This is a genomic window from Lysinibacillus sp. ZYM-1 (assembly GCF_001308875.1).
GTDB lineage: Bacteria > Bacillota > Bacilli > Bacillales_A > Planococcaceae > Lysinibacillus.
The window spans coordinates 42,297-65,249 of sequence record NZ_KQ465112.1; the positions used below are offsets into that span (position 1 = coordinate 42,297).

Consider the following 22,953-nt stretch of genomic DNA (forward strand, 5'->3'; position numbering starts at 1 on the left):
AAAATGAAAATAAATGTGTTAACTTTTTAATTGTTATAGGTTAACTTAAAGGAGGGGGAGGTTAACGATGCAACATTTTTGGGTTGTCGGTACTGATACAGATGTTGGCAAAACGATTGTCACTACATTGTTGATGTATCAATTACAAAGACAGGGGTTGGAAATTACACCTTTCAAGCCTGTGCAAACAGGTGAGGTATACGACAACGGGCATAGTTATTATGCCGATACAGCTATGTATGAAAAATTTTCCTTACAAGCATTAAATGAAAATCATATTAATGGTTATTCATTTAGGGAGGCCGCATCACCTCATTTTGCTGCTCAGCTGGAGGGACAGCAAATTGATGTAGAAGATATTTTACGGCGTATTCAGTTTTTACAAGAATCTTACGATGCCGTGATATGTGAGGGGGCAGGGGGATTATTTGTACCTTTAGATATCAAACATGGCACAACACTGCTCGATGTCATTGTTAGCAGCAAGCTACCAGTAGTGCTCGTTACAAGGACATCCCTAGGAACAATCAATCACACATTGTTAACGATGGAGGCATTGAATTCTCGTCAAATCGACGTTTTGGGCATTGTTTTTAATGGTGACACAGGCAGCATGATGGAACAAGACAATATAAACACCATTTTACAATATCATCCTTTACCCTATGCGATTATTCCGCAGCTCCAGAACATTTCACAGCTAATGAATATCGACATCACACACACAACATTATTTGAAAGGCTTCATGGATATGAAACAAGAAGTAACGGATTTACAGGCTAGAGATTTACGGCATATTTGGCATCCTTGCTCGCAGATGAAAGATTACGAAGCATTTCCGCCAATCGTCATAAAAAAGGGACAAGGTGTATGGCTTTATGATGAGCATGATAAACGTTATTTGGACGCTGTCTCCTCGTGGTGGGTAAATTTATTTGGACACGCTAATCCGCGCATCAGTCAAGTTTTAAGTAATCAAGCGTTCACATTGGAACATACGATATTTGCCAACTTTACACATGAACCTGCTATTCAATTAGCTGAAAAATTAGTCGCTTTATCACCACCGGGGTTACATAAAGTATTCTTTGCTGATAACGGTTCGTCTGCCATCGAAGTGGCATTGAAAATGAGCTTTCAATACCATATGCAGACTGGAAAATCGGCAAAGAAGCGCTTTCTCGCATTAACGGATGCTTATCATGGTGAAACTATAGGGGCCTTATCTGTGGGAGGAGTAGGACTTTACAATGAAGTGTTTCAGCCACTTTTATTAGATACAGTACGCGCACAGGGACCAGATTGTTTCCGGTGTCCATTCCAGGAACAACCTGCAAGTTGCAATGCACCATGCAGTCAATTTGTAGAAGAGCAGCTCAAGGAACATCATGAGGAAATCACGGCTGTTATTATAGAACCACTTATTCAGGCTGCAGCAGGGATGAAAATGTATCCACCCATTTATTTAAAACGTCTACGAGCATTATGCTCACAATATGATGTTCATTTGATTGCTGATGAAGTTGCTGTAGGGTTTGGTCGTACAGGGACATTGTTTGCCTGTGAGCAGGCAGGTGTCACACCTGATTTTATGTGTTTATCAAAAGGCATAACCGGCGGATATTTACCATTATCCGCTGTCCTAACAAGTGATCAAGTTTATAACGCATTTTATGATGAATATGGAACGATGAAAGCATTTTTACATTCTCATAGCTATTCTGGCAATACATTGGCATGTCGTGTCGCGCTTGAAGTAGTAACGATGTTTGAAGAAGAGCAAGTGATTGACATGATTCAGCGCAAGGGGCAACAAATGAAAAACCTAGCAATGACAGCGTTTCGTGATGTGCCTTATGTAGGTGAATACCGACAAGTTGGTTTAGTGGGGGCTATTGAACTTGTTGCAGACTGTGAGACGAAGGAACCTTTCGCGAGTGAGGAACGAATTGGCTACCAAATTTATCGACTTGCATTAACAAAAGGCTTACTCATTCGACCTCTTGGAAATGTTTTGTATTTTATGCCACCTTATATTATTTCAAATGAGGAAATGTCTTTCATGATTGACACGACGAAAGAAACGATAGACCAATTTTTCCAAGACAGGAGGGATGAAGTTGGGTAAACGACACTCTACTTTAGCTCTAGTCATGATTGCAATGTTTGCCGCCTTAACAGCTATAGGGGCGTTTATTAAAATTCCATTACCAATCGTCCCGTTTACCTTACAAATTGTTTTCGTCTTTTTAGCAGGATGTTTACTGGGTAGTCGCAATGGATTTTATAGTCAGCTTGTTTATATAGGTGTTGGATTGGTAGGGTTACCTGTTTTTACTCAGGGAGGGGGCATCACATACGTGTTACAGCCGACATTTGGCTATCTTATTGGCTTTGCCCTCGCGGCTTATGTGATTGGGATTATCCTTGAAAGGGTAGAGACGCCAACGAAAAAGCATTTTATTGGTGCTACAATCACAGGGCTTTTCATTATTTACGGTATAGCAGTTCCCTATTTATATGTAGCCCTAAATTTCTGGTTAGATATGTCAACAAGCTGGTCCCATGTTTTCGTTATTGGCTTTTTAAGTAGTATAGTTGCAGATTTTTGCTTAGCTATTTCAGCCGCCTTATTAGCTGAGAAATTGTATAAAGTATTTCAGTCGGCAAGAGGGGTAACTATTTCTCAAGTAGAAAGGGAGAATATGATATGAATTATTTACAGTTAGCACAGGAAGTAATTGCTGGCAAAATCATTTGCAATGAAGAGGCACTTGCTCTTCTAAATAGTGAGGATGATGAGCTATTACAACTAATGGATGGTGCTTTTGCGATTCGTCGGCATTATTTCGGTAGAAAAGTAAAGCTGAATATGATTATGAATGCCAAAAGCGGCTATTGCCCGGAGGATTGTGGCTATTGCTCCCAATCATCAAAATCAACGGCACCTATAGAAAAATACCCTTTTATTACAAAAAAAGAAATCTTAGCTGGGGCAAAAAGAGCGTTTGACAATAAGATTGGAACGTATTGTATTGTGGCAAGTGGGCGTGGGCCGACAAGGAAGGATGTCAATGTGGTGAGCGAGGCGGTTGCTGAAATTAAGGAAAAGTACGGCTTGAAAGTTTGTGCCTGTCTTGGCTTGCTAAAAGAAGAACAGGCACAGCAATTAAAGAAGGCAGGGGTGGATCGTTACAATCATAATTTGAATACTTCTGAACGTCATCATTCTTTCATCACGACTTCACATACGTATGAGGATCGTATCAATACGGTAGAGATCGTCAAAAAGCATGGGATCTCACCTTGCTCAGGTGCCATTATTGGTATGAAGGAAACAAGGGAAGATGTTGTCAATATTGCGCGTGCTCTTCATCAATTAGATGCAGATTCCATTCCTGTTAACTTTTTAAATGCGATTGATGGGACAAAGCTGGAAGGGACAAAGGACTTAAATCCGCGCTATTGTTTAAAGGTCTTAGCGTTGTTCCGTTACATTAATCCAACAAAGGAAATCCGAATTTCGGGTGGGCGTGAAATCAATCTCGGCTCACTACAGCCGCTGGGTCTCTATGCAGCGAATAGTATATTTGTAGGGGATTATTTAACAACGGCTGGCCAAGAAGCAAATAGTGATTATCGTATGTTGGAGGATTTAGGCTTTGAGATTGAATTAACGCAAAAGCAAGAAGCAGTATTTTGTTAAGCTTATGAAATGAACATCTACTACAGAGAAACCGTACAAGTGTACGGTTTCTTGCTTGTTATGGATAGAACGAGAAAAGTGGTGTATAAAAATCGAAAAGCAGTGGATAGAAAGCAAAAAGTGACGGATAAACCTGACAAGTCAAACCGGTTATATACCTAAAAAATAAAGGTTTTCACAAATTGTTCAATGAAAGCGTTTTGAAATTGAACAGTTTGTGAAGACCTTCACATATAGCTTTCTTTTTTAAAAAATCAGCGTAAAATAAGAATCAAGTAAGGAATTGTTGTAAAACAGTTGACGAGAAGTCTCACAAATTTTGATGGTTGTTATATTATTTATAATAAGAGAAGGGAGCTTTTCACATGTGGGTTATTACAGTATTTGATAAGAAGGATGTTCGAATTTTTGAGTATGCAAACAAAAATGAGGCGACGGAAGCTTTGGCGAAATTCAAGAAAAATGCCGTATTAACATATACAAAATAAAAGTTCTTTTTTAACAGCAGCCCTCGCTAGTAGAGGGCTGTTTTTTTAATGAACAACAATTGAATAGGCGCTATACACTAGTAAAAGAGCCATGATGATGTTAAATGATTGTCGATATTGCAGTAAAATTTTTTGAAAAACGGACCCACATAATGCCCAACTAAATGTACTTAGTATTCCTACTAGACCTAATAATAGCGAGAATAGTAGATAGCTTATGTAGGAAGAATAGTAAGGAAGGATGTAGGTTGCTACAACGGTTATCCCAAATAGTATTCCTTTTGGATTAATGAATTGCAAGAAGGCTCCTACAAAGAATAGGTTTCGCTTTTCTTCCATTTGGTTGCTCTCTTCCTGCGCTTTGCTTGTCAAAATTTTAAAGGCTAAGTATAACATATAGCCGACACCAAAAATGGTTAAGGGTAATTTAATGACGGGCAGGATGTTTAGCATGACCATGTTAAAATAGCTGCTCAGAGCAATAATCATGAAAAAACCAATACCTACTCCTAAACAGAAAGGCATAGTTTTTGGTAAGCCATGTTGTTTGGCAAAAACCATAGCCATAAAGTTGTTAGGACCAGGCGTAAAGCTTGTGATGATAATGAAAACTAAAAAGGAAAATACAGGCATGGACCATCACCTCTTTCAAGTTGTATGTTATAATGTCCGAAACAGTCACTATAACGTTGTTTGTTTTATTATACATAACGTACGTTATATTGTATATATAAAAAGGAGATTGGACATGGATGACATTCAACTGATTTTTGCTCGAAATTTAAAGGCTATTCGGGAGAGAGAGAAATTAAGCTTAGAGAAGGTATCGCAACTGAGCGGTGTGAGTAAAGCAATGGTCGGACAAATTGAAAGAGGGGAATCGAGCCCGACATTAACAACAATTTGGAAAATAGCTAATGGGCTAAAGGTTTCATTTACAGAGCTTATTCATCAACCACAGGCAGAGACAGAGCTCATCTTAGGCAAGGACATTCATTCATTAGAGGAAGATAACGGGAAATATATCGTCTACCCTCATTTTCCTTTTCAAAAGGATAGTCGCTTTGAAATTTATAGTATCGAGATTAAGGAGAATGGAACATTACACGCTGAGGCACATAAGGAAGGCACAGAGGAATATCTAACCGTTTTTGATGGTACATTAATCATTCGTATACAAGGTGAGGACTATCGATTAACAAGTGGGGATGCAATCCGTTTTAAAGCTGACCGGCCACACACATATACCAACCCTGGGGAGACATTAACACGGCTCAGCATGACTATATATTATCCACGTTAATAGACCGTATAAACGCTTTTCAGAGCGTTTATACGGTCTTAATTTTTACAGTATACTTGCTAAACGTTTGATACCCTCGCGGATTACTTCAGGTGTTGCATTTGTATAGTTTAATCGCATTGTATTCACGTTCGTTTTGGATGTATAGAATGGATCACCGGGTACGAAGGCAACCTTTTGTTCCATCGCCTTATGGAATACATCAAGTGCTGGTGTACCATCCTTCATCGTCGCCCAAATGAACATGCCTCCTTCAGGTCGTGTATACTCAACATGTGCAGGGAAAAACTCTTGCATCGCATCAAGCATCGCTTCTGATTGATTTTTATATAAAGTGATTATTTTCTTAACATGCTCCATGTAATCATTACTTGCTAAATAATCATAGATGACATATTGCGAGAAAATATTGGTATGAAGATCAGAGGCTTGTTTAGCCGTTTCGATATGCTCTAAGAGCTCTTTGTTTTTTGTAATGATAAAACCAAGGCGCATGCCAGGTGTGACCGTTTTAGAGAAAGAACCTAGTAAAATACTATTTTCTAATTTACCAGCGCCGATATATGGAAGCGGCTCACCTTGGAAACGTAGCTCCCCATATGGATCATCCTCAATTAAAGCAACATCATATTTGGCAACCATTTCGTATATTTGCTCACGCTTTTCTTTCGAATATGTGAGCCCAGTTGGATTTTGGAAGTTTGGTACCGTGTAAATAAATTTTACATTTGGTTGTTGTAGAGCTTGCTCTAATTCTTCTAGATTAAGACCATCGTTTTCAAGTGTCACCCCATGGAAGGTTGGCTCAGCTAATGTAAAGGCTTGAATAGCCCCTAAGTAACCAGGCTCTTCGATTATAATGCCATCACCTTTATTAATAAGCACTTTACCAATTAATTCAAGTGCCTGCTGTGAACCTGTTGTAATGAAGACATCGTCAGCATGGACATCAAGTCCATGTACTCGTTGATACTTCGCGGCAATGTACTCACGTAATGGTGCATAACCCTGTGTTGAAGAATACTGAAATAGACGGCTGCCGTTTTTGGTAATAGCATGATCTACTGATGCTCTTAACGCATCAATTGGGAAAGAGATTGGGTTTGGAAGCCCACCTGCAAAGGAAATAACATCCTCTGCATCTGTTACTTTCAAAATATTTCGAATAAATGAGGATGGCGTATTTAAGATTCTTTCAGAATATTGCATAATGATCGGTCCTTTTTTTCTGATTTTTTAAAAATTATATCATTGTCATCGGTTGCATACAATATTATCATTGTATGCAAGACAATTAAACTATTGTATGCAAATTAATAGAAAGAAGGCGCTTTGCGAATGCCTATTAATTCATTTGATGCCTATCCAATGAGTTGGAAGCCGGATATTAGCAATATTTCGGCCCCTTTATATATAGCCATAGCACAACAGCTTGAACAAGATATAAAAGAAGGAAAGCTAACGCCAGGGACAAAACTGCCACCCCAACGCGAATTAGCTGATTTTTTAGATGTGAATTTAAGCACCATCACGCGGGCCTTTAAGCTCTGTGGACAAAAAGGGTTAATATATGCCTCGATTGGTAGTGGCACATTTGTTTCATCGGATGCAGCTAGCAATAAAATTTTATTACCAACTAACCGTACGACATTCATGATTGAAATGGGCTCTGTATTACCAGACAACTTTGTCAATGAGGACATTACACGCTATATGAAAAAAATGCTGAACGAACCTAGTGTTAGTAAGCTATTTCAATATGGAAGGCCTGAGGGCAATGCATGGCAAAACGAGGCAGTGTTGAAATTATTTGAATTGGTGAACTTTCAAACAGATCAACCCATTTTGCTTGGAGCAGGAGGACAAAATGCCATTGTTGGAACGCTTGCGGCATTATTCCAGCCAGGGGATCGAATTGGAACAGATCCGATTACTTATGCCGGTATTAAAACTGCGGCCAACATGCTAGGTATACAACTTGTGGCTATTCAACAATGTCAGGGCGAAATGACAAAAGAAGGGCTTTTGTATGCCTATAAAAATGAACATATCAAAGGCATCTATGTCATTCCTGATTTTCATAATCCAACGACACATACGATGTCAATAGAAACAAGGAAAATGATTGCAGAAGTGGCAAGGCAGAAGAATTTGATTGTCATTGAGGATGCTATTTATAGTTTCCTCAAAGAACAGGCGCCTGCTCCCATAGCTTCTTACGCCCCGGATAAGGTGATCTATATTGCTAGTTTGTCGAAAACGATCTCACCGGGATTACGGCTATCCTTTATTGTCACTCCTCCAACACTTCGTAAAAAAATAATGGAGACGCTCTATAATATCAATATTTCAGTCTCTCCAATTATGCTGGAGCTTGCAGCAAGGTTGATACATGAAGGGGTAGCACAAACAATATTGGAGAAGCATCGGGCATATGCTAAGCAGCAAAATGCACTTGTTAATCAATATTTGGCAGATTATCACATTTTGGGTGATGAGGAATGCATTTTCAGGTGGCTACTTTTGCCGGACAAATTTACAGGCGTACAATTTGAATTGCTTGCCTCGAAAGCAGGTGTACAGGTCTATGCAGCAGATCGCTTCGCAGTAGGTAATGCAAAGCCAGTGAATGCAGTACGTATTGCTATAGCGGCTCCAGAATATCAGCTGGAGCAAGCATTGATAATCCTAAAAGATATTCTCGAAAGTAATGGTGATTATGCATTTGTTGATTAATGGTATCAAGCGAATGAAGTTAAGTGAGAATAGAGGTGATAAAAATGGCTCATTAGGCTCGGCCGGTAAACTAGGACTTAGTATTGGTATCTTAAGTTCAAAGTTGGGTTTTAATGTGAGTGTTCAGATGACCCTTTGGATTTGGGGTAAAACAATGAAATCTTTTTTTAGTGGTAATTATACAGTAAACCTGTAAACGATGAACAATTGTATAAATTACTTAAGGAACTAATAAATTCAGAAGGGATTCACTTAGAACTATCTACACTAGGAGGTATGTTAGGACCAATTTTTTTAATGCATTTTATTAAACTTATTCCTAGCAACATAGAAAAAAATTGTACTGAGTTTTTTCTATCTTACTTTTAATGTGTAAATGCTCGTAGTTATAATGGCAAAAGTAATACATTAAAACTTGTAACATTTTTTTAGCAACTGGACATGGCTATTGCCATGTCCAGTTGCTTTTTTTACGGGAACGAGAGTAAGTCATTACTTTGGTTAGGCCACTACTGGCTTTTAACAAGTTATCACTAAAAAATATTCTTAAATAGCAGTAGTTGAAACATTAATAAGATTAATTATTTAAGGGGGATGTGAATAATTCTGAAATTTTTAAAAATTCGAATATTATTATTGACAACTTTGCCCAAAATCAATATGATTAAAAAAATAAAACATTTACTTTATTTTGATTTCATTTTAAAGTGAATGCTTCAGAAAAGGTGGGTAAAATAATGAAAATCTTGATAGGCGAAATTGCACATGAGACAAACACGTTTTCTAATGAAAAAACAACTGTGGAATCGTTTAAGGAATGGGAATGGATTCATGGCGATGAAATCATACACAAACATCGTAAAGTAAGAGATTACTTAGGTGGAATGATTGAACGTGCTGAAGAAACAGGTGTGGAAATAATTCCTCTATTTTCAGCATTTGCGATGCCTTCCGGGGTTATAACTAAAGAAACCTACAATAGGCTTATTCGTGAATTAACGGATTCGATTAAAGCTGTAGTAGAGTATGATGCCATTTGTCTTGCACTTCATGGTGCAGGTGTTGCTGAAGACGTTGATGATCTTGAAGGTGGTATATTATCTGCTATTAGAGAAGTTGTAGGGTATAAAATTCCTGTTGTAGTCACGCTAGATCTGCACGGAAATATAACTGATCAAATGGTTAAAGAAGCAGATGTCCTATTGGGAGTTAATTTTTACCCACATGTTGATTGCTTTGAAAGAGGTATTGAGGCGATAGATATTACCCGAAAAATTCTATTAGGTGAGATTCGACCAAAGATGAGTCTAAAAAAACTCCCGCTTATGATTCCTACATCTACTACAAATTTACAACCAGCAAAAAATATCAATGAATTATGCTGGGCACGCGAAGTAAATGAAAACATTATTGATTGCACATTCTTTCATGGCTTTCCTTACACGAATATACCTGAAGTCGGCGTTTCGGTGGTAACCGTCACAAATAATGACCAGGAGCTTGCAGATCAAACCGCTGAAGAAATTGCTATAGAGATATGGAATACAAAAGAGATGTTTTTTCCAGACATTATTAATCCAGAAGAAGGCATTAATACCGCATTAAAATTAGAAGGAAAACCAATTGTAATTAACGAAACTTCAGATAATCCTGGAGGCGGTACACCAGGTGATGGGACTCATTTGCTTTCAGCCATGATAAAGGCAAATCTTGAAAATGCTTGTTTCGGTTTTATTTATGACCCAGAAGTCGTGAATATTGCTCATGACAGTGGGATTGGAACTTCAATTGATGTATTACTAGGTGGCAAAACAGATGACTTACATGGAAAACCAGTTAAGGTAACAGCATATGTTAAAACTCTAGCAGATGGCCGATTTATCCAGTCTACCCCAATGGGGGAAGGTGCGAAAGTAGATTATGGCAAGTCTGCGAGGATAGTAGTTGGCGATATTGATATTGTTGTTTGTTCCAAAAGGTCACAAACACTTGATGAACAAATCTTTTTATTACATGGGATTGATATTAGGTCATATAAAATTGTCGCTTTAAAATCAAGTCAGCATTTCCGTGCTGGATTTGAACCATTAGCCCATAAAATAATAACAGTTGACTCTCCTGGGTTATCAAGTTTTAATCTGCATTCTTTTAAACACACAAGACTTGCAAAACCAGTTTATCCTTTAAATGAAGAGGTTAAATTTTCGCAAGAGTATAAGATTAAGTAAAAGAGGGGGATGAATGTGAAAACCAGGGGAAAATTAATCGTTATGTTAATTATGATGGTGATTTTAGCAGGCTGTAGTACAAATACGAATGAGCAAAGTTCTGGAAATGGCGTTAGTAAATCACGGAACACATTAGTAATCTCTTCTGTTCGAGAGCCAGATACCATTGACGTCCATAAGACAACATGGGTTGATAATTCAACTGCCAATATTTATGACACATTGTTAAAAAGGGATCTTGAAGGAAATATAATACCTGGTCTTGCTGAAAAATATGACATTTCAGATGATGGTAAAATATGGACTCTTTATTTAGATGGAAATGTCAAGTTCCATTCTGGGGAACCGCTCACTGCTGAAGCGGTTAAAAAGACGTTTGAAAGGTTCCTTCAAAATTCGGCTGTCAAGTTTATAGCTGGACCAGTAGACAAAATGGAAGCTGATGGACAGAAATTAATGGTTTATTTCACAGAGCCCTTTGCACCTTTTGCTAGTGGATTAACTACTGCGTATTTAGCACCGATGGATCCTAAATCACTTGAAGAGTACGGAGACGATTTTGGGAAACATCCTGCGGCTTCAGGAATATTTAAATTTGGGGAAAGAACACGAGGATCTTCTATTACTTACATGAAAAATGATGATTATAATTGGGGTCCTCCTTTTGTAGATAATAAGAGTGCACCAGGTTTTGATAAATATGAATTCCGTTTTATCACGGATGACGATACTAGAGTACTAGAATTTAAGAAAGGTACCACACAGATTATGACCAGTGTGCCACCGAATTATATTAAAGAGCTTGAAGCAACAGAAGGTGTGAAAATTGATAGTATGTTGGAACAAGGCATAACATACTTAGGCTTCAATAATAAAAAGCCAATGTTCCAAGACAAACGTGTTAGACAAGCGATCGCACTAGGTATCAATCGTGATCCACTCGTAGAATTTGCCTTGGAAGGCTATGCAAAACCACTCTTTGGACCGCTTCCTGAAAGCATACCAGGGTATAGTGGTAAGGTGGAAGAAGAGGCAAAACAAAAATATACTCGAAATGTGGAAAAAGCTAAATCGTTGCTAGAAGAAGCTGGGTGGAAAGACACAAATGGAGATGGAATAGTTGAGAAGGACGGAAAGCCTTTCTCATTTGAATTATGGTTATCTGATGAGCCAGTCATGCAAAGAATTGCCCAAATTCTGCAAGGCCAATTAAAAGAGATTGGGATTTTAGTTAATATTTCGGTTCAAGAGCCAGCGGCAATTACTGCAAACACACCAAAGGGGTTACATGATGCAATTCTAAATATGTATGGATGGTCAGATCCAGATATCTTATACATGCTTTTTGGAAAAGGAAGCTCATTAAGAATGCATTACGAACCTGAGGAATTAAACAATTTACTCACGAAAGCACGTCAAACGATGGATACGGGTGAGCGGATGGAAATTTATGAACAAGCGCAGCAATTCCTTGTGGAAGAATCTCCTTGGGTTCCGTTATTTGTACGCGAAAATGTAACCGCTTACCGTGACATTAATGGATTTAAACAAAATCCTTACTCTCAAGCTATTATATTCAATGATATCACTTCGAAATAAAAATGAACCTGAAAAGTTAGGGATGTACATCCCTAACTACCTTATTAAAAAGGGGGGATGAAAACTTGTCTAAATATATTTTGAATCGTACTTTTTCAATGGTTGTTACGCTAATTGGTGTATCAATTTTAGTCTTTCTGATGATGCACCTTATACCTGGAGATCCAGTAACTTATATTCTAGGAGACTTTGCTTCTGAAGAGGCCATAGCTGAAATGAAAAACACTTTAGGTTTAAACCAACCGCTATTTATTCAATACATTGATTATATTAAAAATGTGTTGCAAGGGGACTTAGGAACATCCTATATTACAGGTTTGACAGTGATTGAAGAAATTAAGGCTCGCTTTCCTATTACAGTACAACTAGCGGTTTATAGTTTAATCATTGGATCAGTAGTCGGGATTTTATTGGGTATTTTAGCAGCAGTGAAACAAAATACAATCTTCGACCAACTAGCTATGGTGGTTTCCTTAATAGGAATATCTGCACCAGGGTTTTGGATTGCTCTATTCCTAATTTGGATTTTTTCATACCAATTCAGCATTTTCCCTATTTCTGGATATCAAGGGTTTTATTCATTAATTCTACCATCTATTACACTTGGTTTAGGATCGGCTGGTAATATAGCAAGAATGACAAGGTCAAGTATGCTTGAAGTAATTAAACAAGATTTCATGAGAACGGCTCAAGCTAAAGGGCTTGCCATGATTCCAATGATTTTTAAGCATGCTCTCCAAAATGCCATGATACCTGTTATTACTTTAATTGGTCTACAGTTTGGTTTTCTATTAGCAGGGGCTGTAGTCATTGAAACTGTATTTGCACTACCAGGATTAGGAAGTTTTTCTATTGAAGCAATTACTAAAAGGGATTTGCCAACAGTACAAGGGTTAGTACTATTTATGGCATTTCTTTTTATTATAACTAACATGCTAGTGGATCTTGTATACAGTTTAGTCGATCCTCGTATTAAGTATTAGAAAGGGAGGCAAGTATTTTGAGTAGTTCAGCTCCTAAGCTTACAGATTCAGAAACTAAGTTCAATCCTCCTCAAAATAATAGAGATTCTGAGACAAAGTCTAAAACATACTGGTCGTTAGTGGGGAAAAGAATAATAACAAACAAAAGTGCTGTTAGTGGGGCCTGTATTTTATTGTTCTTCGTGTCAATTTCCTTACTTGCTCCTTGGATTGCCCCACATCCAGTTGACGTAATGAATTTCGAACAAAGGTTTTTACCTCCAGGAGGACAACATTTTTTAGGGACAGATGATTTTGGGCGAGATATATTTTCTAGAATATTATACGGAGGTCGGGTTTCCTTAATGATGGGGCTTGTTGCAGTGCTAATCGCAGGCGTTATCGGGGTCACTTTAGGAGTAATATCAGGCTATTACCGTAGATTTGATATTTATATTATGCAGGTTATGGATATTTTACTGGCTTTTCCCTCCCTCCTTCTTGCCATTGCTATTATTGCTGTGCTTGGGGTCGGATTAACTAACGCGATGATTGCGGTTGCAATCTCTGCTATACCTTCTTATGTAAGAGTGGTTCGAGGATCAGTCTTATCAATAAGGGAAAAAGAATATATAGAGGCAGTAAAGGCACTTGGTGTTTCGGATTTTAAAATAATTTTAAAGCACGTATTTCCTAACGTATTATCACCAATAATTGTTTTATCCAGTTTACAATTTGGAACTAGTATTCTAGTAGCCGCAGCGTTAAGTTTCTTAGGGCTCGGTGCTCAGCCGCCTACTCCTGAATGGGGATCTATGGCTTACGTTGGGAAAGCTTTTTTAGGGCAGGCTTGGTGGATGTCCCTTTTCCCAGGTTTGGCAATTATGTTAGTCGTACTTGGTTTTAACCTGCTAGGTGACGGATTGCGTGATGCGCTAGATCCAAGGCAAAAATAACTGCTTGGGAGTGAAAAAGATGGGAACTGACCTTGTAAAAAAAGAAGCGCTTCTAAAAGTGGAAGACCTTTCTATTAAATTTAAAACGGGGAAGAAAGATTTTGTGAGTGCAGTGAGTCAGGTGAACTTTACAATTAATAAAGGTGAAACACTCGCTTTAGTAGGAGAATCTGGGTGTGGTAAAAGCGTTACCTCCCTTTCCATAATGAGATTAATATCAAATAGTGTAGGGAAAATTGATGGGAAAATTATTTTTAAAGATAAGGATTTTATTCAATTAACTGAAAAGGAAATGCGTTCAATTCGTGGGAAAGATGTTTCAATGATTTTCCAAGAGCCTATGACCTCCTTAAATCCTGTTCATAGAATTGGAAAACAGATTAGTGAGGTTCTTAAGCTTCATACGGATGCCTCAGGAGATGAGTTAAAAAAGCAAACGGTTGATATCTTAAAAAAGGTTGGAATTCCACGCCCAGAAAAGATTGTAAGCGAATATCCACATCAACTTTCTGGAGGAATGAGACAAAGGATAATGATTGCGATGGCAATGGCTTGTAATCCTAGTCTATTAATTGCTGATGAGCCGACAACAGCATTAGATGTAACGATACAAGCGCAAATTTTAGACTTAATGAATGATCTCAAAACTAACTACGATACAGCAATACTATTAATAACTCATGATTTAGGTGTTGTAGCAGAAATGGCTGATCGGGTTATGGTCATGTATTATGGACAAATTGTTGAAGAAGCACATGTAAAAACGATCTTTAAAAATCCACAACATCCTTATACCATCGGTCTATTAAATTCTATTCCTAGTCTTGAAGATGAGCAAGATAAACTACAACCAATTGAAGGCAATGTACCTAATATCGGAGAGGTAACGAAAGGATGTCCTTTCTTTTTTCGATGCACCCAAGCTCATTCAAAATGTTTTGAAAGAAACCCACCTCTAATAAAAACGAATAACGAACACGCAGTAAGATGTTGGCTATATATTCATGAGGAGGTATTAGCATGAGCGAAATACTGCTAGAGGTTCATAACCTAAAAACATATTTTCCGATAAATAATGGCTTTATTTCTAAAAAGAAAGACTTTGTTAAAGCTGTTGATGGCGTTACTTTCAAGCTATTTAAAGGAGAAACATTGGGGATTGTTGGAGAAAGCGGCTGTGGCAAGTCTACAACTGGAAGAAGTATCTTGAAATTAATTGAACCAACAAGTGGCGAAATTATATTTGAAGGCAGAGATGTTCTAAGCTTGAGTAAGCAAGAATTGAGAAGGCTCAGAAAACAAATGCAGATTGTTTTCCAGGATCCGTTTGCTTCTTTAAATCCTCGTTTACGAATCTCTTCTATTTTAGAAGAAGCACTATTAACACATGGAATAGGAAAGAGTAAGAAAGAAAGAAGGCAGAAAGTATTAGAAATACTGCAAATGGTAGGATTAAATGCTTTTCATGCAGATCGCTATCCTCATGAATTTAGTGGGGGTCAAAGACAAAGAATAGGAATCGCCCGAGCAATTGCGGTAGGTCCATCGCTCATAATAGCTGATGAGCCAGTTTCTGCTTTGGATGTATCTGTTCAAGCACAAATACTTAATCTGTTTCAGAGTCTTCAGAAAGAATTAGGGCTAACATACATTTTTATTGCTCATGATTTAAGTGTTGTTAAACACATTAGTGACAGAGTTGGCGTAATGTATCTAGGAAGAATGGTAGAGTTTGCAGATAAAAACCAAATGTTTTCAGAACCGCTTCATCCTTATACAAAATCCCTTATGTCTTCTGTTCCAGTCCCTAATCCTGAAAATAAAAAAAAAGACCGGATAATTTTAACTGGTGATGTTCCGAATCCAGCAAATCCCCCTCTTGGTTGTACTTTCCATCCTCGGTGTTTCGCATGTATGGAAGTATGTAAGACAAAAAATCCTCGAAACATAGAGGTTAAACCAGGACATTTTGTAGCTTGTCACTTGTTTGAACCTGAAATAATGGGCGTAAGAGACTAAAAGTAATTTTATATAAAAAGGAAGGTATTACTCTATGGATATAAATAAAATTTCATTGCAAAGAATTAAATTACCCTTAAAAGCTTCATTTGAAACTAGCTTCGGTAAAGTGATTGAAAAGGATATTATCATCGTTAAGGTGCATAGCGGAGATAAAGTTGGCTTTGCTGAAAGTGTCGCGATGCCTTTTCCTATCTACAACGAAGAGACTACAGGTACAGTATGGCACATGCTCGAAACTTACTTGATCCCACAGCTATTAGATAAAGAAATTAAAGAGCCCAAGGATTTCTCAGAATTGTTTTCATATATACGTAGAAATAACATGGCAAAAGCAGCTCTTGAAATGGCAATTTGGGATTTATATAGCAAGCAAAAAGGGCAAACGCTTTCTACTATACTGGGCGGAAAGCGATCAGAGATTGAAGTGGGCGTGAGCATCGGAATTGAAAATAACATAGAAACTCTATTAAACAAGGTGGAAGGTTTTTTAGAGGATGGATACAAAAAGATTAAAGTGAAAATTAAACCTGGATGGGACATTAAACCCCTAGAGGCTATTCGGAAAAAGTTCGGAGAACAAATTCCACTAATGGCAGATGCAAATTCGTGTTACAACCTGAATGATTTACAGCTATTAAAAGAATTAGATCAGTTTAATTTAATGATGATTGAACAGCCGTTAGCTCATGACGACATAATAGATCACGCAAAATTACAAGAAACATTAACAACGCCAATCTGTTTAGATGAAAGTATTCATTCAGTGGAAGACGCAAGAAAGGCAATCGAAATTAATGCTTGCAAAATTATTAATATTAAGGTTGGTCGGGTTGGCGGGCTATTTGAAGCAATTAAAATGCACAATCTTTGTGAGGAAAATAACATTCCTGTGTGGTGTGGTGGAATGCTTGAAGCTGGAATAGGTAGGGCTCATAACATCGCTGTGGCTTCATTAAGTAACTTTAGTATTCCAGGTGATACTTCTGCTTCCAGCCGTTATTTTGATGAAGATATCATTTTACCAGAAGTGACGCTTTCGAAACCTGGCATTATCACGGTTCCAGAACAACCCGGCATTGGTTTTGAGGTTAACCAGGAAGCTATTAATCAGTTCACAGTTAATCAAAAGGAGTTTATAAGAGATAAAATAAAGTACTACTAAAGGATTTCAAGTTGAATTTATGATGGGTGGGGGATATACAAATGGTTTTAACACAACCAATCGTCTATAAAAATGTCATAGGTTTAAAGGAAATACAAGATGTAGTTTGTTTTCAAGAAGAAATCTGGAACAAAGATGCTGTAACACCTCTTCCGCAGCTTATTGCTGCTACTCAAAATGGTGGAACCATAGTTGGAGCGTTTATTGAAGGTGAATTAATTGGGTTTTCATATGGTTTTTCAGGCTTTAAGAATGGGAAGAAGTATTTAATTTCTCATATGACTGGCGTCCATAGTAAGTATCATAATTATGGGATTGGCTTACAGCTAAAACTTAAGCAAAGAGAGTGGGCAGTTGATTACGGCTATCAAAAAATTGTATGGACATTTGATCCTTTAGAAGCCAAAAATGCATATTTTAATCTTAATAAGCTAGGGGCATACTCGAAAACGTACTTTCCTTCTTACTATGGTGAAATGAGCGATAAACTTAATAAAGGTCTACCTTCTGATCGTTTGTTAGTAGAATGGGATATTTGTTCGAACCGGGTAACGAAGGCACTTACAGGAGTACTCAAAAATGATGCTTTAGTTAATCAATATAAGCCTCTTCTGTCTTATAGCGATAGTAGAAATATTCCATATCCCCAAGAGGTAGAATCGATAAAGGCAGAAGAAGGATATTTAATTCCTGTCCCAGCAAACTTTCAAATTTTGAAACAAGAGGATTTTGAAGCTGCGAAGGCATGGAGGTATAAGTTGAGAGACGCAGTAAGCGATGCTTTCTCAAGAGGCTTTGTAGTAACTGGAATGTTAAAAAAGAATTTAGCCAACATCCATTTTTATGTAATTGAAAATAAAACGATGGAGTCTTTATATGATTGAAAAAATCAAAAATTGGGTTGATGAGAATAAAGCGTTAATAAAATCTACGTACCATCATTTTCATTCCAATGCTGAAATTAGCTGGAAGGAAAAAGAGACAACAGAGTATTTATGTAAGAAATTAGAAAATTTAGGGATTTCTTTTGAGAGGTTTGAGGATCATACCGGTGTTGTTGGATATTGGGGAAATAAAGAACTTGGTCCTACCATTGGGATTAGAGCAGATATTGATGCGTTATGGCAATTGGTCGACGGGGAATGGAAAGCCAATCATTCCTGTGGTCATGATGCTCATATGACTATAGTTCTTCATACTATTACTTGTCTAAAAGAATTAGGTTTTCAACCACAGGGTCTTATTAAAATTATTTTTCAGCCAGCCGAGGAATCCGGTTTAGGTGCGAAAGCTCTAATAGATAAAGGTATAATCGACGATGTCGATTATATGCTAGGGATACATGTGCGTCCAATTCAGGAATTAAAATTTGGGCAAGCATCTCCTGCAATTTATCATGGTGCGACAACCCTACTTAAAGGAAAGATTCAAGGAATGCAGGCTCATGGTTCACGACCTAATCTAGGAATAAATGTTGTTGATTCACTTGGAGCCATCATTCAAGCTGTTAACTCAGTCAAAACGGATCCGACATTATCTGCATCTGCTAAAATAACTATGGTTCAGGCAGGTGGAAACAATATTAATATCATTCCCGACTATGCTGAATTTGGCATTGATGTCCGTGCACAACAGAACTACGTGATGGACGATTTACTTAAGAAGGTAGAATATGCCATTCTCTCTTCGGGCTCAGCAAACGGAGCAAAGGTCGAAATGGAAAAGCTAGCCTCAATGATTGCTGCGGAACCTAGTCCACAAATTGAAGAACTAGTGGGAGAAGCCATTATTGAAGCTCTTGGGAATGATGCACTCACTGCTCCAGTCATTACACCTGGTGGAGAAGATTTCCATTATTATAAAAAGTATTTTCCTAATATTAAAGCAACAATGATTGGACTTGGTACGGATTTACAACCAGGACTCCACCATCCTAATATGAATTTTAACTTAGATGCTTTACAAAATGGTGTGATAATACTTTCTATTACTGCCCTTAAGTTATTAAAAGCAAAGGTGAAGATTAATGAGACTATTTAAAATTATACCCACTATTTGGAGGTATACAAATAATTTTCTGAATAATAAAAATAGTTTATTATATATTTCCGGATAAATGAAAAAGGAGTGATAAAAAATGTTAAGAACTACAGAGCCAGAAGATATTTATAAGTTTGAGTGGCCAAGTAATCCTGTCATTTCTCCTGATGGACAACAGGTAGTATATGAAAGAACGATAGCTGTTAAAGAAAATAGTTACGAAACACATTTATATTTAAGCGATGTAGAGGGAAAAACGAGAAGAGTCTTGACATCCTCCGGCACCAAGAACTTCAATCCTGTCTGGTCACCCGATGGAAAAACCATAGCATTTATCTCAAACCGTGCTTACGGAATGCAGGCATGGCTGTTATCTCTCGAAGGTGGAGAGGCTCAGTGTCTGACAAAGTTCCGACAAGGAATTAGCTCGATTGTATGGTCTCCTAACGGTAAGACGATTTATGGGCTGGTGCCTGTAGTTGGAAATTCAAAACTAGAAACTTTTCATGAAAATGGAACAATTAATGAAGCAAATAGTGAGCAGGAACAAGAAGAGAAGTTATGGAGAGAAGGAACTAAACGCTTTCATCATCTATATTACAAAAACGATGGAATTGGTTTTCATAAACCGTACAAACGCCAAATTGTTGCTATTAATATAGATACTAGATCCTTCGTTTTAATAACAAAAGGACCATTTGAAGTCAATCAGCCTGATGTTTCTCCAGATGGTAAATATATCGTGTTCAGTTCAAGCACAGAAAATCAAAATTCTCTTTTTGGAGGACAGATCTATCGCGTGCCAGCTTCCGGAGGAGAAGTGGAGTTGCTATACAGTGATTCGGAAGCAAGCTCACCTTCTTATTCACCTGATGGAAAGTGGATAGCATTTTTTGGAAACCATGCAGATCAGAGGGAATTGCTTGTCATACCTTCAGATAATGGAAATGTAAGGTGTTTAAGTGAAAAATATCAAGATACACTCATGGATATGACTTTTACAGATATGCGTAACCTCAGATATGCACTTCGCCCTCAATGGTCTAATAATAGTAGATATATTTATGCTCTTAGTACTCGTGAAGGACGAAATGAAATTGTTAGATTCTCAAATGATAAAAATGACGATCGTCCAGTAATAATTGTTGGTGGAGACCGAGCTATTTTTCAATTTTCATTTGATAGAGAAGAGATGATTAGTATTGCCTATTCGACAGTTAATCACCCAGGTAAGGTATCTGCAATTAGAATTGATGAAACGAAAACAGTTGATTGTAAGTATCGGTATCCAACAGAAGCTTTTTCTCAATTAAATGTGCCGATCTTTCCTGAGAATGAGGTTCGGCTGGATGACTGCAACGATAAGTTATTATCCGAACTAATCGTAGTTGAACCTGAGGTTTTTTCGTATAGATCTGTTGATAACTGGTATATGCAGGGTTTTATTTTAAAACCAGCAAACTTTGATCCTGAGAAAAAATATCCCGTTTTGTTAGATATACATGGAGGACCGCATTCTGCATATGGTTTCACCTATTTCCATCAATTACAATTATTTGCTGCCCGAGGTTACGCAGTTATCTATACTAATCCACGAGGCAGCTCAGGATTTGGTGTTGAATTTACTAATGCAGTACATGGTGATTATGGTGGAAAGGATATGAATGATATTTTGAATGGGCTAGAGTATGCCTTACAAAAAAATCAATATCTTGATGAAAATAGGTTGGCTGTTAATGGAATTAGTTACGGTGGATTTATGGTAAATTGGCTCATATCTCACACCGATAGATTTTTTGCAGCTGTTTCAGAAGGTTGTATTTCGAACTGGATTTCAATGTATGGTACAAGCGATATAGCACCATATTTTATTGAACAGGAGTTTCTTGGAAAAACAGAAGTGGAGAATCTTTGGAAATTTTCACCTCTTGCTTATGTAGATAATGTAAAAACACCACTTTTACTTCTACATTGTGAAGATGATTTGAGATGTCCAATGGAGCAGGCTGAGCAATTTTATTCTCATATTAAGCGTCGAGGTGGAGAAGTAGAACTAATTCGTATCCCGCAATCAAGTCATGGGCTCCTCCAATACGGTAAACCTAAATTAAGAATAGCTAGATTGAATTCGATGCTTGATTATATAAACGCACATTTGCCTGTAGAAGATTTCTCGAACCTAGTAATTACTAAGAAACAATAATGAGAGGGTAATAGTTAGATCTATCCGATCTAAATTATTTTATACAACAACGCTGAAGGAGGAAAAGATATGAAAGTAGATGTAAATTTTCAAGCATTTGAAGAGGCTGGCCAAAAGATAGTGGAAAAACATAAGATTCCTGGTGCCTCTGTTGCAATTGCCAAAGAAGGGGAGATCCTTTATCATAAAGGTTTTGGATTCCGCAATGTGGAGGACTCACTTCCTATAACTGAAGATACTGTTTTCGGTATTGGATCGATTACAAAATCATTTTCCTGTGTGGCTATTATGCAACTGCAGGAAGTCGGTAAATTGAATGTGCTTGATCCTGTAATTAAGTACTTGCCTGAATTTAAAGTTAAAAATAAAGAGGCATTAAAACATATCACTATTCACCACTTCATGACACACACTGCAGGATTACCTCCAATGCCTTCTTTATTTTACGCAATGAAAAGGTCACTGGATATTGACCCTTCTGTAAAAAATTACCCAGGCTTAAATATTACTTTTGAAGATCACGAACCAATCGACACTTATGAACAACTTATGCAGTTTATTGACGAACAAGATATTGAGTTACTGGGAGCACCTGGGACACATTTTAGTTATTCCAATGATGCGTATGCTTTATTAGGAACAATTATCGAACGAGTTAGTGGAAAAAGTTATGAACAATATGTTTATGATCATATCCTTACGCCTTGTGGTATGGAAAACAGCTATTTCACGATTGAGGAGTACGGTGATTATGAAAATATCACCACTTGCTATACAGAGGATAGAAGCGATGGAACAAAACGTGTTTTTGCTGCACCGATTTGGTGGGATTCAACTTCAATGCGAGCAGCAGGCTTTCTGAAATCTACAGCGAGAGACATGCTATTGTATGCAGAAATTTTCCGTAATACTGGAGTAGTAAACGGTAAGCGAATATTATCTGAAGAAAGTGTAAAAGAAATGATTAAACCTCATATTCAAATACAGCCAGGAAGATTCTATGGATACGGTTTTATGATTACGCCCGATTATTTTGGAACTACTCTTATTGAACATGGTGGAGGTCTAAAGGCAATTTCAGCTCAATTAAGTATTTTGCCTAAAAAAGGGGTTTCAGGTGTTGTATTAACTAACTTGGTAAGTGTACCTGCTGCCCGAGTGATGCAACTTGCATTTAATGTTTTGGGAGGAAGAGCGGTAGACGCAAATCATCTTTCCTTTGACGAATACGATATTTCAGAAGAACGACTTAATCAGTATCAAGGTGAATATCAATCAAATGAAGGGACGAAAGTGTCAATTAAACTCAAAGATGGAAAACCAGTTTTACTCTCACAAAATGTTGAGATACCTATAACTTTTGTGAGCGAAAACCTTTTTATAGCATATTTTAACGACTTTACAGAAATAGCTGAGATACTAGTCGATGATAACAGCGAACCATATGGTATATCATATCACTTTAGACAATTCCCTAAAGTTGCAATAAACGTGCCACTAAACTAGTTTATCTTCAAGTTTTTATAGTTGAACTCCGTATATAGAAA

Annotated in this window: 20 protein-coding genes and 1 pseudogene; 19 read left to right on the plus strand and 2 right to left on the minus strand. The window is 37.4% G+C overall.

Features of this window, described 5'->3' with window-relative positions; all coding sequences use genetic code 11:
• The first annotated feature begins 67 nt into the window (after positions 1-67).
• From bioD to AO843_RS25355, 5 genes are all read left to right on the plus strand, one after another.
• Complete coding sequence (gene bioD, locus AO843_RS07450) at positions 68-784, plus strand: dethiobiotin synthase (protein ID WP_054610494.1); 717 nt, start codon at positions 68-70, stop codon at positions 782-784.
• Positions 753-2,129, plus strand: a complete 1,377-nt coding sequence (gene bioA, locus AO843_RS07455) for an adenosylmethionine--8-amino-7-oxononanoate transaminase (RefSeq protein WP_054610495.1) — start codon at positions 753-755, stop codon at positions 2,127-2,129. The genes bioD and bioA overlap by 32 nt, the downstream gene beginning before the upstream one ends.
• Positions 2,122-2,715 (plus strand): biotin transporter BioY, encoded by a 594-nt coding sequence (locus tag AO843_RS07460; protein ID WP_054610496.1) that lies wholly within the window; start codon positions 2,122-2,124, stop codon positions 2,713-2,715. The genes bioA and AO843_RS07460 overlap by 8 nt, the downstream gene beginning before the upstream one ends.
• Positions 2,712-3,707 (plus strand): biotin synthase BioB, encoded by a 996-nt coding sequence (bioB, locus tag AO843_RS07465; RefSeq protein WP_054610497.1) that lies wholly within the window; start codon positions 2,712-2,714, stop codon positions 3,705-3,707. Before AO843_RS07460 ends, bioB begins: the two co-directional genes overlap by 4 nt.
• Before the next feature lie 365 nt (positions 3,708-4,072).
• Positions 4,073-4,195: a hypothetical protein gene (locus AO843_RS25355; RefSeq protein WP_008178200.1), complete on the plus strand. Its 123-nt coding sequence runs from the start codon at positions 4,073-4,075 to the stop codon at positions 4,193-4,195.
• A gap of 45 nt (positions 4,196-4,240) precedes the next feature.
• On the opposite strand, the gene AO843_RS07470 is transcribed toward AO843_RS25355, so the two are convergent.
• Positions 4,241-4,828: a LysE family transporter gene (locus tag AO843_RS07470; protein ID WP_054610498.1), complete on the minus strand. Its 588-nt coding sequence runs from the start codon at positions 4,826-4,828 to the stop codon at positions 4,241-4,243.
• A 115-nt stretch (positions 4,829-4,943) separates the two neighbouring features.
• On the opposite strand from AO843_RS07470, the gene AO843_RS07475 reads away from it, so the two are divergent.
• Positions 4,944-5,498 (plus strand): helix-turn-helix domain-containing protein, encoded by a 555-nt coding sequence (locus AO843_RS07475; RefSeq protein WP_054610499.1) that lies wholly within the window; start codon positions 4,944-4,946, stop codon positions 5,496-5,498.
• Between the two features lie 45 nt (positions 5,499-5,543).
• Here the strand turns inward: AO843_RS07475 and AO843_RS07480 are convergent, their stop codons facing one another.
• Complete coding sequence (locus AO843_RS07480; RefSeq protein ID WP_054610500.1) at positions 5,544-6,707, minus strand: aminotransferase-like domain-containing protein; 1,164 nt, start codon at positions 6,705-6,707, stop codon at positions 5,544-5,546.
• Between the two features lie 129 nt (positions 6,708-6,836).
• Here AO843_RS07480 and AO843_RS07485 point away from each other — a divergent pair, with 129 nt between their 5' ends.
• From AO843_RS07485 to AO843_RS07545, 13 genes and pseudogenes are all read left to right on the plus strand, one after another.
• The gene (locus AO843_RS07485; protein ID WP_054610501.1) at positions 6,837-8,234 is read left to right on the plus strand and encodes an aminotransferase-like domain-containing protein; all 1,398 of its coding nucleotides are present in this window, start codon (positions 6,837-6,839) and stop codon (positions 8,232-8,234) included.
• 145 nt (positions 8,235-8,379) lie between these two features.
• A pseudogene (locus tag AO843_RS25085) lies at positions 8,380-8,525 on the plus strand (D-serine ammonia-lyase); the annotation flags it as partial.
• Positions 8,526-8,971: 446 nt separating this feature from the next.
• Entirely contained in the window at positions 8,972-10,462 is a 1,491-nt protein-coding gene (locus AO843_RS07495; RefSeq protein ID WP_054610503.1) for a M81 family metallopeptidase, read from the plus strand.
• A gap of 15 nt (positions 10,463-10,477) precedes the next feature.
• Positions 10,478-12,061: an ABC transporter substrate-binding protein gene (locus AO843_RS07500; RefSeq protein ID WP_231630097.1), complete on the plus strand. Its 1,584-nt coding sequence runs from the start codon at positions 10,478-10,480 to the stop codon at positions 12,059-12,061.
• 65 nt (positions 12,062-12,126) lie between these two features.
• Positions 12,127-13,044, plus strand: coding sequence for an ABC transporter permease (locus tag AO843_RS07505; protein ID WP_054610505.1), 918 nt, complete (start codon positions 12,127-12,129; stop codon positions 13,042-13,044).
• Between the two features lie 17 nt (positions 13,045-13,061).
• A complete protein-coding gene (locus AO843_RS07510) occupies positions 13,062-13,979 on the plus strand; it encodes an ABC transporter permease (RefSeq protein ID WP_197278889.1) in 918 nt (305 codons plus the stop codon).
• A 19-nt stretch (positions 13,980-13,998) separates the two neighbouring features.
• Positions 13,999-15,003 (plus strand): ABC transporter ATP-binding protein, encoded by a 1,005-nt coding sequence (locus AO843_RS07515; RefSeq protein WP_054610506.1) that lies wholly within the window; start codon positions 13,999-14,001, stop codon positions 15,001-15,003.
• Positions 15,000-15,998 carry an ABC transporter ATP-binding protein gene (locus tag AO843_RS07520; RefSeq protein ID WP_054610507.1) on the plus strand — a complete coding sequence of 333 codons (999 nt, stop codon included), beginning with the start codon at positions 15,000-15,002 and terminating at the stop codon, positions 15,996-15,998. The genes AO843_RS07515 and AO843_RS07520 overlap by 4 nt, the downstream gene beginning before the upstream one ends.
• A gap of 34 nt (positions 15,999-16,032) precedes the next feature.
• Complete coding sequence (menC, locus tag AO843_RS07525) at positions 16,033-17,163, plus strand: o-succinylbenzoate synthase (protein WP_054610508.1); 1,131 nt, start codon at positions 16,033-16,035, stop codon at positions 17,161-17,163.
• A gap of 41 nt (positions 17,164-17,204) precedes the next feature.
• Positions 17,205-18,047: a GNAT family N-acetyltransferase gene (locus tag AO843_RS07530; RefSeq protein WP_054610509.1), complete on the plus strand. Its 843-nt coding sequence runs from the start codon at positions 17,205-17,207 to the stop codon at positions 18,045-18,047.
• On the plus strand, positions 18,040-19,203 hold the full coding sequence (locus AO843_RS07535; protein ID WP_054610510.1) for a M20 peptidase aminoacylase family protein: 1,164 nt from the start codon (positions 18,040-18,042) through the stop codon (positions 19,201-19,203). The genes AO843_RS07530 and AO843_RS07535 overlap by 8 nt, the downstream gene beginning before the upstream one ends.
• 97 nt (positions 19,204-19,300) lie before the next feature.
• On the plus strand, positions 19,301-21,406 hold the full coding sequence (locus AO843_RS07540; protein ID WP_054610511.1) for a S9 family peptidase: 2,106 nt from the start codon (positions 19,301-19,303) through the stop codon (positions 21,404-21,406).
• Positions 21,407-21,475: 69 nt separating this feature from the next.
• Positions 21,476-22,912 (plus strand): serine hydrolase domain-containing protein, encoded by a 1,437-nt coding sequence (locus AO843_RS07545; protein WP_054610512.1) that lies wholly within the window; start codon positions 21,476-21,478, stop codon positions 22,910-22,912.
• Positions 22,913-22,953 lie beyond the last annotated feature (41 nt).

What these genes read in the sequence shown, in the direction of transcription:
- bioD (WP_054610494.1), top strand. Translation starts at nt 68, where the DNA reads ATGCAACATTTTTGGGTTGTCGGTACTGATACAGATGTTGGCAAAACG.
- AO843_RS07470 (WP_054610498.1), bottom strand. Translation starts at nt 4,828, where the DNA reads ATGCCTGTATTTTCCTTTTTAGTTTTCATTATCATCACAAGCTTTACG.
- bioA (WP_054610495.1), top strand. Translation starts at nt 753, where the DNA reads ATGAAACAAGAAGTAACGGATTTACAGGCTAGAGATTTACGGCATATT.
- AO843_RS07495 (WP_054610503.1), top strand. Translation starts at nt 8,972, where the DNA reads ATGAAAATCTTGATAGGCGAAATTGCACATGAGACAAACACGTTTTCT.
- AO843_RS07535 (WP_054610510.1), top strand. Translation starts at nt 18,040, where the DNA reads ATGATTGAAAAAATCAAAAATTGGGTTGATGAGAATAAAGCGTTAATA.
- AO843_RS07520 (WP_054610507.1), top strand. Translation starts at nt 15,000, where the DNA reads ATGAGCGAAATACTGCTAGAGGTTCATAACCTAAAAACATATTTTCCG.
- AO843_RS07480 (WP_054610500.1), bottom strand. Translation starts at nt 6,707, where the DNA reads ATGCAATATTCTGAAAGAATCTTAAATACGCCATCCTCATTTATTCGA.
- AO843_RS07540 (WP_054610511.1), top strand. Translation starts at nt 19,301, where the DNA reads ATGTTAAGAACTACAGAGCCAGAAGATATTTATAAGTTTGAGTGGCCA.
- AO843_RS07545 (WP_054610512.1), top strand. Translation starts at nt 21,476, where the DNA reads ATGAAAGTAGATGTAAATTTTCAAGCATTTGAAGAGGCTGGCCAAAAG.
- bioB (WP_054610497.1), top strand. Translation starts at nt 2,712, where the DNA reads ATGAATTATTTACAGTTAGCACAGGAAGTAATTGCTGGCAAAATCATT.
- AO843_RS07515 (WP_054610506.1), top strand. Translation starts at nt 13,999, where the DNA reads ATGGGAACTGACCTTGTAAAAAAAGAAGCGCTTCTAAAAGTGGAAGAC.
- menC (WP_054610508.1), top strand. Translation starts at nt 16,033, where the DNA reads ATGGATATAAATAAAATTTCATTGCAAAGAATTAAATTACCCTTAAAA.
- AO843_RS07485 (WP_054610501.1), top strand. Translation starts at nt 6,837, where the DNA reads ATGCCTATTAATTCATTTGATGCCTATCCAATGAGTTGGAAGCCGGAT.
- AO843_RS07530 (WP_054610509.1), top strand. Translation starts at nt 17,205, where the DNA reads ATGGTTTTAACACAACCAATCGTCTATAAAAATGTCATAGGTTTAAAG.
- AO843_RS07475 (WP_054610499.1), top strand. Translation starts at nt 4,944, where the DNA reads ATGGATGACATTCAACTGATTTTTGCTCGAAATTTAAAGGCTATTCGG.
- AO843_RS25355 (WP_008178200.1), top strand. Translation starts at nt 4,073, where the DNA reads ATGTGGGTTATTACAGTATTTGATAAGAAGGATGTTCGAATTTTTGAG.